The sequence below is a fragment of the Acetivibrio sp. MSJd-27 genome, assembly GCF_018918095.1.
Lineage (GTDB): Bacteria > Bacillota > Clostridia > UMGS1840 > HGM11507 > HGM11507.
This window is the reverse complement of the sequence record NZ_JAHLPV010000026.1, coordinates 1-15,034: the sequence shown is the minus strand read 5'-3', so window position 1 is coordinate 15,034 and position 15,034 is coordinate 1. Positions and strand designations below refer to the sequence as shown.

At 43.4% G+C, this 15,034-nt stretch carries 10 protein-coding genes; 1 reads left to right on the top strand and 9 read right to left on the bottom strand.

The window, feature by feature from the left end; all coding sequences use genetic code 11:
* Nucleotides 1-14: 14 nt before the first annotated feature.
* The 6 genes from KQI32_RS09235 to KQI32_RS09210 form a co-directional block, all read right to left on the bottom strand.
* A complete protein-coding gene (locus KQI32_RS09235; protein WP_253291139.1) occupies nucleotides 15-1,340 on the bottom strand; it encodes a sodium-dependent transporter in 1,326 nt (441 codons plus the stop codon).
* Between the two features lie 229 nt (nucleotides 1,341-1,569).
* Nucleotides 1,570-3,222, bottom strand: coding sequence for an S-layer homology domain-containing protein (locus KQI32_RS09230; RefSeq protein ID WP_216424794.1), 1,653 nt, complete (start codon nucleotides 3,220-3,222; stop codon nucleotides 1,570-1,572).
* Between the two features lie 402 nt (nucleotides 3,223-3,624).
* Entirely contained in the window at nucleotides 3,625-5,511 is a 1,887-nt protein-coding gene (locus tag KQI32_RS09225) for a nucleoside-diphosphate sugar epimerase/dehydratase (protein ID WP_253291138.1), read from the bottom strand.
* Nucleotides 5,508-6,200, bottom strand: a complete 693-nt coding sequence (locus tag KQI32_RS09220) for a CpsB/CapC family capsule biosynthesis tyrosine phosphatase (protein ID WP_216424793.1) — start codon at nucleotides 6,198-6,200, stop codon at nucleotides 5,508-5,510. Before KQI32_RS09220 ends, KQI32_RS09225 begins: the two co-directional genes overlap by 4 nt.
* A 10-nt stretch (nucleotides 6,201-6,210) precedes the next feature.
* The gene (locus tag KQI32_RS09215; RefSeq protein ID WP_216424792.1) at nucleotides 6,211-6,954 is read right to left on the bottom strand and encodes a CpsD/CapB family tyrosine-protein kinase; all 744 of its coding nucleotides are present in this window, start codon (nucleotides 6,952-6,954) and stop codon (nucleotides 6,211-6,213) included.
* Nucleotides 6,935-7,642, bottom strand: a complete 708-nt coding sequence (locus tag KQI32_RS09210; RefSeq protein WP_216424791.1) for a YveK family protein — start codon at nucleotides 7,640-7,642, stop codon at nucleotides 6,935-6,937. The genes KQI32_RS09215 and KQI32_RS09210 overlap by 20 nt, the downstream gene beginning before the upstream one ends.
* A 110-nt stretch (nucleotides 7,643-7,752) precedes the next feature.
* Here KQI32_RS09210 and KQI32_RS09205 point away from each other — a divergent pair, with 110 nt between their 5' ends.
* Nucleotides 7,753-8,343 (top strand): carbohydrate-binding family 9-like protein, encoded by a 591-nt coding sequence (locus tag KQI32_RS09205; protein ID WP_216424790.1) that lies wholly within the window; start codon nucleotides 7,753-7,755, stop codon nucleotides 8,341-8,343.
* 261 nt (nucleotides 8,344-8,604) lie between these two features.
* On the opposite strand, the gene KQI32_RS09200 is transcribed toward KQI32_RS09205, so the two are convergent.
* From KQI32_RS09200 to KQI32_RS09190, 3 genes are all read right to left on the bottom strand, one after another.
* Nucleotides 8,605-9,687: an S-layer homology domain-containing protein gene (locus KQI32_RS09200; protein ID WP_216424789.1), complete on the bottom strand. Its 1,083-nt coding sequence runs from the start codon at nucleotides 9,685-9,687 to the stop codon at nucleotides 8,605-8,607.
* 61 nt (nucleotides 9,688-9,748) lie between these two features.
* The gene (locus tag KQI32_RS09195) at nucleotides 9,749-12,199 is read right to left on the bottom strand and encodes a metallophosphoesterase (RefSeq protein ID WP_216424788.1); all 2,451 of its coding nucleotides are present in this window, start codon (nucleotides 12,197-12,199) and stop codon (nucleotides 9,749-9,751) included.
* Complete coding sequence (locus KQI32_RS09190; protein ID WP_216424787.1) at nucleotides 12,126-14,660, bottom strand: metallophosphoesterase; 2,535 nt, start codon at nucleotides 14,658-14,660, stop codon at nucleotides 12,126-12,128. The genes KQI32_RS09195 and KQI32_RS09190 overlap by 74 nt, the downstream gene beginning before the upstream one ends.
* Nucleotides 14,661-15,034: the final 374 nt, after the last annotated feature.

Sequence of the window (15,034 nt, the reverse complement as noted above, 5' to 3'; positions counted from 1 at the left end):
ACACAAGGGAAATTTTACACCCTCAAGATTCCCATACCTGCCAAAAAAACAACAAAAATTACAGCAGGCACAATATAGCGGATCAAAAAACCCCAGATTCTCCAGAGACGGAAGGAGAGCGTTCCTTGATTGGTGACTTCCCTCACCGCATTCTTAACTCCCCAGATATGCCCCACCGCAATACACAGCAGGATTGCTCCGACGGGGAGCAGAATATTTGAAATCAGCTTATCAAACAGATCGAAGACAGTAAGGCCGAAAAGGTGAAAATCCGAAAGAACACCGAATGACAGGGAGCAGGGAATCCCCAGCAGAATCACCCCGGTGCAGAGAATCAAAGTAGCTTTCTTTCGGCTCACATGGAAGGTTTCTGTAAAATAAGCTGTTATGATTTCCAGCATGGAGATGGAAGAGGTGACTGCTGCAAAAAAGACCAGTAGAAAAAATATCATACCGAAGAGATTCCCCATAAACATTTTAGAGAATACCAACGGCAGTGACACAAACATCAATGATGGTCCCTGGGAAGCACCCAGTCCGAAGGAGAACAACGGCGGCAAAATCGCAAAACCGCAGATGACAGCCATTATGGTGTCAATGGTCGGCACAAGAACCGAAGCCTTTATAATATTCTCCTTTTTATCCAGATAACTGCCGTAAGTAATCACCGCCCCCAATCCTAGACTTAGGCTGAAAAATACCTGCCCCATAGCATCCACAAAGGTTTTCGCAGTCAGCTTTGAAAAATCCGGTTCCAGAAAGAAACGGATTCCTTCCATCGCATTGGGCAGGGTGATTCCTCTTACCGCTGTGACAATCAGCAAAACGAATAAGACAGGCAAAAGAATTTTAGAGTATTTTTCAATTCCCTTCGCAATCCCTTTGTATACAATAAAACCGGTCAACAAAATAAAAATAACTTGAAAGAAAATGGGCTGGAATACCTGAGAAGTAAAGTCTGCAAAATAAGCCTCCGGATTTTCCAAACTCCTACCGGTCAGATAAGTCACCGCATATTTGATGATCCAGCCGCCGATTACGCTATAGTAGGAAAAGAGAAGATAAGCGCTTAAAATGCCCAGTCCTCCGGCAAAGGCAAGTCCAGGATGAATTTTTCGAAAGCTTCCCACAATATTGCTAGCTGCATATCGCCCCAATCCGGCTTCCGCAATGGTGACCGAAAAGCCAATGAGCACAATAAAAATTAAATATAGTATTAAGAACGCGCCGCCGCCGTCATTCCCCACCAGATAAGGAAATCGCCAGAGATTCCCCAATCCGATCGCAGCGCCGGCGGATGCCATCACAAAGCCAAATGAACTTTTCCATTTTTCCCGCATACACAAGTCCTCCATAGATAGCGTCTGTTTTTATTGTTATCTGTTTTTGAAATCTCATTCCCTAAATTTAGATTGTGTGAAAAAAGGGCATCTCAAAAGAAATGCCCTTTTCAAAATTCTTCGCCCCAGAATACAACCATTCAACAGAAGAGTGCCCCCCTCTGAAAAAATCAGTTCCTGTCCGTCTAAAAAACGGAGCATCTTGCTTTTTTGAACAAATTGTATCTGATTATTTGAGCGTAATCTCCCCGCAAACATAGGCTCTGAGTAACATATAAATGATTTTTGCCGCTTCCTGCCTTGTCGCATTCTCTTTCGGATGGAAGTATCCCTGGTCGTCCCCTGATACAAGCCCCAGGCTCTTTCCAATTTTCACTGCATTTAACGCATATCCGCTGATCTGATGTAAATCGTGAAAGTTTATCTCATCCAAAGAAATACCTTCTGAATTCAGCATATTGGAAATCATCGTAACCATATCCTCCCGGGTAATTTTCTGTCCTACCCCGAAATGAGCCGCATCGATCCCCTTGACAATGCCCTTTTGATATGCACTGGCGACATATGGATAATACCATGCCCCCTGTGCAACATCTTCGAAGGAAACGACTGCCGTTTCATCCTCCAAACCAAATCCTGCAACAATCAATTTTACAAATTCTTCACGAGTGATAGAGTCTTCCGGTGCAAAGGTATAATCTTCCTTTCCGTTGATAACAGCTCTCTGGTAAAGAGATTCCACAAATTGCTGTCCCCACAGTCCCTGCATATCCATAAAATAATCTGGGTTGGTCTTGATGCCATAATATCCTGTTTTTTCAAGAAGAACTGTCATCTTTTCACCGTCACATACACTGAACGGGACCGGAGTGATCTGATTTTTGTCAATCCGGTATAGCATTGCTTTCGGATCGGACACGGCAATCTCTAAGCGGAACACTTCTTTCATGGGTTCAGAAACCACATTTCCATCTTTGTCTGTCATATCCACTTGGATAACTACAAAACTATCCACGTCAATATCAAATAACCCCTGTGTATCTTCCACAGTTTGGTAACGCGGCACATATTTTTTATCTCCATCCGGAGTTACCGGTTCGGAGGGGGTAGACGGCGTCCCGGATCCGTTTCCGTTGACCGGAGGTTTTGAATTATATTTTTCAGCCATCTTTACAGCACTCAGCACTTGGAAAATCAGATTTTTTTCTGCCGTATCCCTATCGTTCAATTCCTGAATCACACTTTTTATCCATGACTTTCCATCAATGTCCCAGATTTCACCAATCTTTTTACCAATGCTACTGTCCAGATGGCGCAGTGTATATTGTGTTCCGTCGTAATAAAAAAGTTGCTGTTTCCCATTGGTTTCGTAGACTGCCTGCATCAAATTGGCGAGGACACCGGTGGTAATATCGTCTTCCTCAAAAAGCGCTTTCACATTGGGCGCTTTGGCATAGGTTATTTCAAGCAGAGAATCAAACGCATTTTTTTCCGCGGAAGACAATTGCTTTTCTTCTCTGTTCTGAAATTTCTTTATGTAGTCCTCACGCACATACTGATCGATTAGCCGCAGGGAATTGACGGCCTTTTTTAGCGTTTCTTTGTCTGTATACCGCAAAGCATATTCCAGATATGGACTGAGCAGCCCATCAGAGTCCGGCTCATACCGATCGATCACTTCAATCAGAGAATCCAGTCCGGAATCCCGGATAACCATAGGCGCCAGCAATGTGACCATGTCTGCACGGTCTTGTTTCGTAAAGGTAAGCATTGCCGCAGCCGCCTGATCGAGAACCGAAATTCCTGCTGCCGAGACACTGCACATTGAGCCAAGAAGACTCACCGTCAAAAGAAATGACATGATTCTCTTTTTCAATTTCATCCTTTTTCCTCCTTGTATCGCGTTTTTTCAATAAGGGCTTGCCCCGTCATTCAACGAGGACAAGGGCACTCATAGCAGTGCCATAAACAGCAGGGAGTTGAAAACCATATTGTATTCAACTCCCTAATGCTTAAGCATAGAGCACAGCATACGAACCCGTTTTTTTGAACGCTTTTCCGCCATGACATCGTCAAAATGCTCGCACATACGCCAGTATACTCTGCGCTTTTTCCTCGTCCTAACGAAAAATCGAATCAAAAAAATGGCAAACCGAAAGCAATCATAAAACGAGAAGTTTTCAAGGCGGAAGGGTGCAGGCATACTGACGTATGACAAGCCCGACAACACAGAAAAATTCCGTTTTTGGTTGGTTTCGGCGGGTTCGGATACTGCGTTCTATGCTTATGCCAATGCCCCCTGCTTCGAAATCTTTTCTTTAAACTCATATTCCGGTACAATATCTTTCAAATAGTTTCTCAGATCGTAATCACTCATTCCATCAAGCGATAAATATAACGTATCCAGCTTCCCTTTCAAATGTGCAAAATCTATCTCCAACGGTTTTGCTACAAAGATTTTTTCATGCACCGTCCTGACATCCTCCTCACTCTTGGAAAGCTCTTCATACAGTTTTTCCCCGGGGCGCAGACCAGTAATCTTTATCTCAATATCCTTGCCCGGTTCCAAATCAGACAGCTTGAGCATATTAAGTGCCAAATCATAAATCCGGACAGGCTCTCCCATATCCAGAACAAATATTTCGCCGCCCTTGGCATAGGTAGCGGCCTGCAGAACCAACTGAGCCGCTTCCGGTATTGTCATAAAATAGCGGGTGATATCCCTGTGGGTAACCGTAAGCGGACCTCCCCGCTCTATTTGTTTTTTAAACAGCGGGATAACAGAGCCGTTAGAACCCAAAACATTGCCAAATCGAACGGCAACAAACTCCGTTTCGCTCTCGCGATTCAATCCCTGTGCGATCATTTCACAGATTCGTTTTGTCGTTCCCATCACATTTGTGGGATTTACCGCTTTGTCTGTAGAGATCTGAATGACCTTTTTGACCTTGTATTTATCTGCGCACAGCATCAAATTTAAGGTGCCAAAAACATTGTTTTTTACCGCTTCCCGGGGCGCTGCCTCCATCAGCGGGACATGCTTGTATGCTGCCGCGTGAAATAATACTTCCGGACGGTATTTGCCGAAGATCTCCTCCAGCCTTGTTCGATCCTTAATGTTTGCGATCAGCGCCTTGATATCCATCTTCGGATAACTCTGCGTCAGTTCCATCTGTATATCATAGGCATTGTTTTCATACATATCCAGAATAATAAGCTGAGAAGGCTTAAATTTTGCAATCTGCCGACAAAGTTCCGAACCGATAGAGCCTCCTCCTCCGGTTACCAGAATAACCTTCCCCTTAATATAGGCGGAAATTTGACTGCTGTCCAGTTTAATACTGTCCCGTTCCAACAAATCTTCAATATTCAGGGAGCGGAAAGTGGCATTTAAAGACCGGTAAGCCCCCAGCTCACCAATAGGCGGAAGAATTTTAACCGAACACCCCGTCTCATGGCATATATTCACAATTTCTTTTTTATCCTCCGCGGCGATGGAAGGAATTGCGATTAATATTTCCTCGACATTGCGTTCTTTGCACACATCTTTGATACAATCCCTGCCACCGATAATTTTAATATGATTCAATAATCCGTTGTGCTTGCTGATGTCATCATCAATCAACCCGACAATATCATAATGATACCGGTTTTTCATCTGAAGTTCTTTCGTCACGATATTTGCCGCGCTCCCGGCACCAATTATTAAAATTCTTTTTTGTCTGGGTGCTTCCTTGCGTTCCGTCTGTTTTCCGTTTGCATATTCCGTCAAATAGGAATTGGAAAGCCGGATAAACACCCGGAAACCAATCGTCAGAAACATCAAAATCAAGCTGCTCAGTATAATATAGCGAATCGGCAACAAATTCAAGTCTGTATACAGCTTTAAATTTATCATCACAGTCATCTTAAGAATAACCGCAAGACAGATCACCGTATATTCTCTGACGCTGGAATAGAGTAAAATATTGCGGTATATATTGCATAGAAAAAAAAGCAGCACGCACAGAAGCGCCGACAACAAAACCGTAAACTCAAACGCGCGGAACATGGAATCGGACATCTGTCCTGTCTGAAACAAAAGAATTGCCGCCAAATAAGAGACCAGAACAAACCCCGCGTCTATGAATATCAACGTATACTTTCTGTTTCTCGCAAAAAAACGTTTCATCCGTTCACCCCACCAAATAAATCTTTGCTATAGTTATTCATTTCATGCCACTTGGAAGCCCCTATTTTCTTCCTAAGAATTTTTTCCTCTATCCTGGGCGGCCTGGAGGTCATGTTATGTGTATCTGTTCCGAGAATAATCCGATCATATTCTTTTATCAATTTATAAACCGGATGGAATCTGCTTTTTCGAAACACGGAGGTATTGATTTGAATGGTGTATCCCAATTCAGCCAACCTCCATATCTTTTTCTTGTCTCTCACGATGTCAAAATAGCGATCCACATGTGCAATCACCGGTTTCAGTTTGTGTTTCGCCTCCACTGCAAAAATTGTCTGGTACACCCATTCCTGCCAGTCCTCATAGGGAGGTTCCAGCAGAATATATGGCGTTTTGCCAAGTTTCAGCAATGCAAGTCCGTCTATCCCGGCGATCTCTGCACAGATACTGACTTCAGCGCCCAAATGAATATGCGGATAAAATGGATTGGACACCAGTTTGCCGCAGCTGACCTGCCGGCGTTTCACAAAATCGGATGGAGTTTCCCCATTTTCGGGATAGAAGTGAGGCGTCGCAAACACCTCCTCTACACCTTGCGAGCAGAGTTCCTCTATCATTTGACAGGACATCTCCTGTGTTTTTGAACCGTCATCCATTTCAGGCAAAATATGTGTATGCCAGTCTATCATACTATCACCACTATTCTTTTTCTTTATAAGAATAGGAATAATCTTCATATCTGTAATAATATCTGGAATATCTCCCCTTGTATTTATATCCTTTGGAAAGTCCTACCGAATCGTTTACAACAATTCCAAGAAGCCTTGACTCCGCAAACTCCAAAGTTTCAATCGCTTTGGACAGTTCTGTATATGTGGTGCTGCCTTCGCGCACCACCACAACAACGCCGCTGGCAAGTTTCGAAAGAATCACAGCATCCGTCACCACATTGACCGGAGGCGTATCTATGATGATGTAATCATACTGCTCTTTCATACGATCGACGAGCTTTGTCATTTTATTGCTTGCAAGCAGTTCAGAGGGATTTGGCGGAATGGTTCCGCATACCATCAGATCCAGTCCATATTCCTCGCTGTATGCAATTACCTGATCAAATTCGGAAAATCCGCCCAGATAGTTAGCCAATCCTTCATGCTCCACTCCCATCGCCTTATGAATCCGTGGTTTTCGCAGGTCTGCATCAATCAGCAATGTTTTTTTGCCCATCTTTGCAAAGTTTACCGCCACATTCAAAGCACTGGTTGATTTCCCCTCACATGGTCCGGGGCTTGTCAAAATAATCACTTTGCCGTTTTCAACGTCGGAGAGAGAAAACATAATATTGGTACGCACGGTTTTATAGGCCTCTGCAATTGCAAAATTATCATCACCGTAGACCTGCGTCTGCCTTGGCGTATATTTTTTACGAAACAGTTTTGTCATTCTTGTTCTCCTCCTTATGTTCAGCACTCGGAATAACGCCTAAAACCGGCAGACTGTATCGATCCCCCAAATCATCTGCGCTCTTGATCCTTGTATCCATCATTTCCGTTACAAATATCATCAGCACCGACAGAATTGCACCCAATAGAATTCCGATAAGCGTATTTAACGGAATATTAGGCGAACTGGGAGAAACGGGGAGGTTTGCATGATCCAAAATCTTCACCGACCCAACTTCCGCATACTTTCCAATCTCTTCCGTGGCCAAATCCAGAACCGTTTCCGCAATGACAGCCGAATGTTCCGGATTCTCGCTGACAACAGAAACCGCAAGCACTTCCGTGTTGTTTACACTGGAGTATGTGACCATGCTTTGTATTTGAGAAACCGTATAGTCCAGATTAATTTTTTCTTTTACCCTATTTACAAATGCGTTACTTTTTAATATGATAGCATATGTATTGACAAGTTTCTGTGATGCATTGATATCATTGATATTGATTGCCGTGGTTTCCTTACTTTGCTTATTGTTGACAATCAAGGTGCCGATAGACGTATACTGCGGAGCCACTACATAAGTACTGTATGCAAAAGCCACACTGCCGCACACGATCACACTAATTAGTATAATCCACCATTTTTTCAGCAACACTCTGAATATCTGCTGAATTGTTAAAGATTCGTTCATTTGCTGACCCCCTTCTATGATTATATTTATTATATCATTTTTCGACACGGTTTGGCAATGGGTATCACATAAAAATATAAAATTTTTTTGAAGAATATGGAGGAAATACCATGAAAACCTATTCAATTGAAAAAGCAAATCAAACGTTCACCCCGATTGACAACTTTCCCTGGGACGAAACCGGATATCACCCCAGCAGTGAATTTTTGGTCACTCGGGACGAGAAAAACTTTTTTGTCCGCTTCCGCACAAAAGAGGATTTTATCCGCAATGAGATGACAGCTCACAACACGGATATTCATACGGACAGCTGTGTAGAGTTCTTCTGCAATTACGATCCTGCTCATTCCGAGGACTATATCAATATTGAGATCAATCCCAACGGCTTTGCCAAATTTAAAATCGGTCCCGACAGGCATCATAGGCGGTTTCTAACCGAGGAGGAGTTGGATTCCCTGCACATTGAAGCGCATATTGATGCAGAAAAAAACGTTTGGACGGTATCCTATCAAATCCCATTCGCAGTGATACAGAAATATTATCCTTCCTTCCGGGCAGAAAGCGGATTTTGCATGAAAGGAAATGTATATAAGTGCGGTGATGAAACGAAATATCCCCACTTTGCATGCTGGAATCCTATTGAAAATCCAACTCCTGATTTTCATTTAAGCCAACACTTCGGAAATTTTTTAATAAAATGAATAGAATTCAGGAAGGAGGCAATACTATCATTGACCTCACAAATACATTTAAGCCCCCTTATTTTGGACAGCGCATATGCGCTGTCCCTTTTTTTGTGTTTGCAGCAGAATTTTGCCACACCAAAAAACGCATACAAAAAAGAGGATGGCAAAAACCTCCTCTTTCTCTGAATGGTTTTCAATTGTTTCATAAAACAGACCATTTTTTCCGCATCCGTCTTTCAGATTTCTATTTTTTCCAGCGCTTGAGACATCTTTATTTTATACTGTTTCGGAATTTGAATAAAGCAGATACAAATACAATATTCTTGCCGCTTCCGCTCTTGTGATAGAGGCCTTTGGCCTAATCGCCTTCGTATCATCTCCCTGCACAATACCTTCCGCAACCAATGCAGTTACCGCTTCTTCTGCATAGTTGGAAATCTCATTCGTGTCATGAAAAGCAGATAAGTCAGCCGTTTTCCCAAACGGTTTTGCTGTAACCTCCGCAGTACGGTAAAGGAGCGTCATTGCATCCTCCCTAGTGATTTCTGCCTCCGGCATAAAGCAGTTGTCTCCGGTCCCTTTAGCAATCCCCAGTTTTTTTGCCGCCATAATATGTTCATAATAATAAGCACTCTTCACCACATCTGAAAAAGGTTCCTCTGCCGGATCCTTTTTTTCTTCCAATTCCATCAGAAGTTTGATGAAATCCCCTCTTTTTATATGGATGTCGGGCATATAAAAGTTTTCCGATACGCCATCAACAATTCCTCTGTTCGCCAAAAATTCGATTTCATTCTTCGCCCAGTGGTTTTGGATATCCTCAAAAGTTTTCCATTCTTTGTCCGGTTTTTCTTCCGGCCGCACGGTAATAGTCCCATCTCCGGAGCTCTTTACGAAAACAGAGCCGTTTGATATCTGGAGCTCGGAGGGTTCTGTTTCAGAAAGATATGCCTTTCCCTCAGAAACAGTCAGGGCTGATACTCCAAGCGGGGCATTACTCCGAATGGTAAAGGAAAGTGTCAAAATCTTTGTTTTCCCCACTTCTGAAAATCCGGATTGGCTTGCTAAAGCGGCTCGAATTTCTCCATCACTGTCTGCTGTTTCAAATAAAAATCCAGAAAGCTTTGCCTTTTCAATACCGTCAGCCTTCAAACTTAGCACCTGTGTATCAAAAAGAATTTTAAACTGGAGCGCCTTTATATCCTTGGGGTTTTTCAAATGAACCTCTACCGTAATATCTGCTCCCCGCTTTCCGGTAGCTTCCGACAGTGCCAAAACTGGTTCTCCCACAGAGAAAGTCGTTACAGCACATTGAAAGATCAAAATGAATGTCAGAAATAAAGAACATATTTTTTTCATTGTTTCCTCCGCTTTGAAAAGGAGAACGGCGTAATGCCGCCCTCCTTAGATTGCTGTTTTGTTACTGCACGCTTGTATTCAGAATGGCTAATACGTCGGCGGTATCCCAAGCTCCGTCATTATTCATATCAGAAACGCTTAAATCCTCTTCCGAAAGTTCTCTAAGGTTTACAATATGTTGAAGCAGCATCAGCGCATCAACGCCGTTTACTTTATTGTCATCATTCACATCGCCCAAGCTTCTGTTGATAAATTCCAGAGTGCCGCTCACACCATAAACCGGAATGGTTGCCGGAGTTCCGGTAACAGCCGCGTCTTTTGCCTCCATATTGGATATAGAAACCGTCGTGAGAGCACCTTCTTTTGGTTCCTCTTTTAAGTTGAATAGAAGGTAAGCTACAACCGTTTTTTCCGATGCTTTGATCCCTTTGGCGCTGATCGCATCCATCTTAATAAGACCGTTTGTATCCCCGTTCGCGGCAAGACTGTCAAATGCTGCTGATTCCACACCCGCATAGCTCAGAAGGTTATCATCATAGGAGAATTCAGCATATAGACGGCCAAGACTTTCAATTGCAGATGCGGTCACAGGAACCCGGATCTTTTCGCCCTTGTGCCATTTTATGTTTTCCACTTGAATATTGGATGAAGCAGATACATTGCGTTTGACCGTGATCGTGTCATAAAGATACTTTTCAGTCGTGACAGTATCCAAGTCTGTATCATACTTGAACATATATACATCAGCTCTCAACTCTGTATTGGAAACAGTCACTTCGATATAGTTTTGTTCCTTTTTCGCAGCGCTGCCGTCATCTGTGGAATTCCTGTCTAAAAATGTGTAGTTTGGAGTCAATGGATCTCCCTCCGATACGGTATAGGGAACCTGGTTGTACCACTTCAGACCCCCGGAATGTCCCCCCACCATATAAAGAGGCGCATTTTGCGGTCGATTCACTTTTTCGCCTGTGGTTTCAGGACTTGCGTTCTCTCCGCTTCCGTTTACAAAACCTCTGGCATATACGTGATCATGTCCCTGCATCACAAAGTCTATGTCCAGTTCTGCAAAAATAGGAGACCAGTACTTTCTGGCATCAATAACATCACTGTCCACGATATGGGAGGCCCCCGTATAGATCGATTTATGGAAAGCTACAATGGTCCACTGTTCCGATGCTTTTGCCTTTTTTACTTCCTCTCTTAAAAATATCTCTTGAGCCGTGCGTTCTTCGGCCGATTTATGCTCCAAATTCAGCATAATAAACTTTGCAGGACCATAGTCAAAGGAGTATGTGTTTTCATCTGCAATGTCAGGGGCATTGATGTGACCGTTAAAGGCATCATTGTCATGATTCCCTCTTACCACAGCAAGCGCTTTCGACAAAAAGAGTTCCTCCCCTGCATTTCCTGCCAAACCGCCGTTTTGAAAAAGCAGCTCGTATTGCTCTTCACTGTTTCCATTATCTGTGACATCGCCTGCTATAAAGGTAAAGGCTGAATCTGTTATTCCCATAACCTCCCGGAATACAGCGCCTGCCGCTTTTGCATTTGCGCTGTTGCTTATCTGGGTATCTGCCAGGTATACGAATTTAAAGCTGTCCTTTGATTCGCTGGAGGGTGCTGTGCGGAACGTCCCGGAAACCATATTGCTGCCGTCCCCCACGCAGTATGTATATGCAGTATCCGGGGTCAAACCGTTCACTGTAACATTGTGAAAATATTTGGAGCCTGCACCCAAGCTGGAGGATCCATTTACGGTAATATCCTTATCGGAATTTTCCGCTCTGAGAATCACTTTCGTTGCTGCATCCTCCGCCGTAGTCCATGTGAAGTTCATACCTGTGGTAAAATTCTCACCCACATGAGCGATTACCTGTTTGGGCTGAAGGGCAGGATTTGCCGTAAATCCAAACACTTCAGAAGTAACTGTCTTTTCGCCCAAAGATGCTTTTACATACCATCCCGCAATCTCCGCTGACGTTTTAATAAGAGCTGTGCTTCCACTTGCCGCGGTTGCTGTTCCCAGCTTGTTTTCCGTTATTGAACCGGCGGTAAAGCTCTTCGTGGAAATGGTTCTCTCCGCATTTTTTAAGGAAATATCCAAAGTAAAGTCATCTATATCATCCGCAAAGGCATTGTATTGATTCAGAGTAGGCGAATAGGTTTTATTGATAAGCTTCCCATTCTCAAAGGTCAGAAGTCTGATAAAACCGTCTCCGCCGCGGTTTACAAACTGATAGTCGCTCATCAGTTCAATGACCGTTCTGTCCGTGCCCGGAATCTCCTTCACTTTTCTGGATGCACCCGGATCGTGCCCGCACAGCACCAACACCACATTATCATTGGGAACAATGATTTTTTCAAAAACTTCGGGGGCTCTGTCTGTTGTGTATTCGGCATTCGGATTATTGTACTGGTGCAGATTAACGATGGCATTTCTATGGCAATATCCTATTTGCCCACGCGATGGTTTCCGGCTTGTTTTCTTCTCCCATTCCGAGATAAAGCGCAATAAAATCCTTATCTCCTACTGTAAAGAGTGTATAGCTGTGCTTGTTATCCTCCAAGGAACCGCCGTACCAGAAGTTATCATTATAACGTTCTTCTCCGAAATATTTATGATAAAGCTCGTATCGCAGATTGCCTGCAGTTCCAACATCATGATTTCCGCTTGTAACCCCATTTGGAATCCCCGCGTTGTCAACAACGTCATGAGCCGCATCTGCGATGAGCCACTGCGATTCGTTTCCGACACTTTCTATGATATCTCCTGTGTGGGTAATATAAGAGATTTTATTTGCCGCATACTGCTCTTTTGCCCACTCCATAATTTTATTATAGGTGTCGTCAGAAGCATAATTTGCTGTATAGTACTGTGTATCCGTCACCCATAGGATTGTATTGGAGCCATTTTCGGCGACCTCAGGAGCAACACGCGCTTTGATCACATTGTCCACAGCGTATGTTTTGGGTTCTACATCAGCAGTTAGTATAAAGTCATTGCCCCGCGAGATATCGCTGTCAACCTTGTCCCAAGCGGAATTGTTCTCATTCCATACACTTAAGGCGAGCCGTTCACCTTCTCTTGTATGCCCTGTATAGGTCAGGCGGACGGGATCTGAAAGGTCGTCCACCATCACGTCGAATACCTGGTAGGGCATATTATTTTCAGCAGACGTTTCATAATATCCGTTTGCCTTCCGCAGGGAAGTTTCCCCCGCATAACTTTTTTCGGAAAGGCTCATATCGCCTGCAGCGTTGCCCTTCATGATGATGTTCTTCAGTACCGTGCCTTCGTAAAAGTCTACGGTAATATCGCCCCCGCCGGAGATGGAAGGTGTCACGGAAAGTTTGTGCCCTTCTTCTATTTTTACGGTTCCAGGATTTGTAATAGAAATCGTATTTGTCACCAGATTGAAACTGCCGCTTTTCATAGCGGAATTTCCCACAGTGTCTTTCGCTTTCACGGAAAAAGTGTGCTCTCCCAGACTAAGACCCTCTGTATTGTATGGAAGCGTTACTCCTTTTCCGTCTATGAGGGTTTCTATTTCAGCTATCCCTGAAACTGCATCTGTAATCCCTGCATTGATTTGTGTACCCTGCAAAAGTTCCGCTCCATCTGTAAAGGATAGTTCGATTTCCGGGCTTGTATTGTCAAACAGCACCTCGGCGCTTCTCTTTTCCTCTTCCTTGTCAAGAAGCTTTACGATATGAGAACCGTCACCATACTCGGCGGTATTTATAGGGAAATACTTGATTTCATTGGAGTAATCGGTCAAATCGAAGATAAGTTCAATCTTATAGTCTCTTGCCAGATCGCTTCCTGCCGGAAAGCCATCGCCTATGCGGAACTGCTTTGAAGATTCAAATGCGGTTTCAATGACATTATTGTTATCTTTTGCAGGAATTTCGCGGTCTGTAATTCGATACTCCTTTACCTTTACCGGCTTCACTACAGAACCGTTTGCCAGGGTAAGCCCAAAATTCCAGACCTCAAAATCATCGTGATTTACATTCTTTGGAGCTATCGTTTCATCATAATATCCATTGGAATTTCCGCAATAGATAAAGACAGAATTCAATTCACCGAATTTTAGTTCGGAACCGGAAATGATCTCGGAAATGCCGCTGTCAGAGGAAAGATATACCGGGCTCCCCTCGTTTGCAATGATTGCGTTTTTAAAATTGGAGCTTACCGACTGGATCCCATTGGATTCCATGGTGAATTGCGCGTCACCCGCGGCATTAACGGATTCAATACGTGTGCCGTCCACGGTGAGAGATAGGTTTTCCAAGTTGGGAGCCTGTACAGCGGCTCTGTATTCTCCTCTGTAAGCCTTTCCTTCTTCTACGTTCCAGTGGTAGTCTTCCGAGTCTTCACCGCCTGGTTTCTCATTCAGCTCAATCTGAAAAGTAAAGTCAATCATATAAGGAATGCTCAGATCCACAATCTGATTTCCATTTGACCCCTCCGGATCCGATTTTGGCTGTCCGTCACCAAAGGTATACAAGGTGCCCTCTTCATAAGTGGATTGTTCCGTTCTTTCTTCCATGGCGACAGGAGTTGTTTGATCAATAGGAAAATGTTTTACAATACCTGTGGGAATATAGACTGTATCATCCACAGTAAGAGCGATATCTTTTACCTTTGGATCGTTGTGATTTCTTGTATTTGGCGCTGCGGTCCTATCATAGTATGTGCCTGTCTTATTGTTTCCGCAGATAAAGGAGACTGTATTTTCGCCATCCTTCAAAACGCTTTTCTCAATGTTCAGCCTGCCCTCTGTTACGGTAATATACTGGCTGAATATCCCGTTTACAAATACAGCATTATTGTAAGCAGGCTGCAGAGAGGAAGAGGCGAACTGTAAAGTCACCTCATCAGACGGCGCTGCAGATGCCGCCGCAGCAAGGTTAAAAAACATTGCCAATGCCAGAAATAAAGCGAATACTCTGTTCAAACTTCTTTTCAAATCTCTTCTCACATTTCAAAAATAATTTTATGTTCCTATCGACCAAATGCATTATATTATATCTTAGTATCTGGTTCTACCAAGGTATCATAAAATCTTTGTAATGTTTTCATAAAAAAGTAATAATTTTTATGTCCACCTTCTGCATCTTCCTTTTTATCTTGAAGTTCTTCTTGTATCCTTTTCTATCTCTGTTCGGCCACTGACTTTTTGCTCATCCAAAATGGAAACAATACCAAAAAGGACATGGCATAATGATATGCACCCCAAAAGTTAGACACTTTTGGAGGTGCATATTTTTATGGGAAAGACAGGAAAAAAGAACAGGACATACTCGCCAGGATTTAAAACGTGTGTTATAATGGATATGCTAG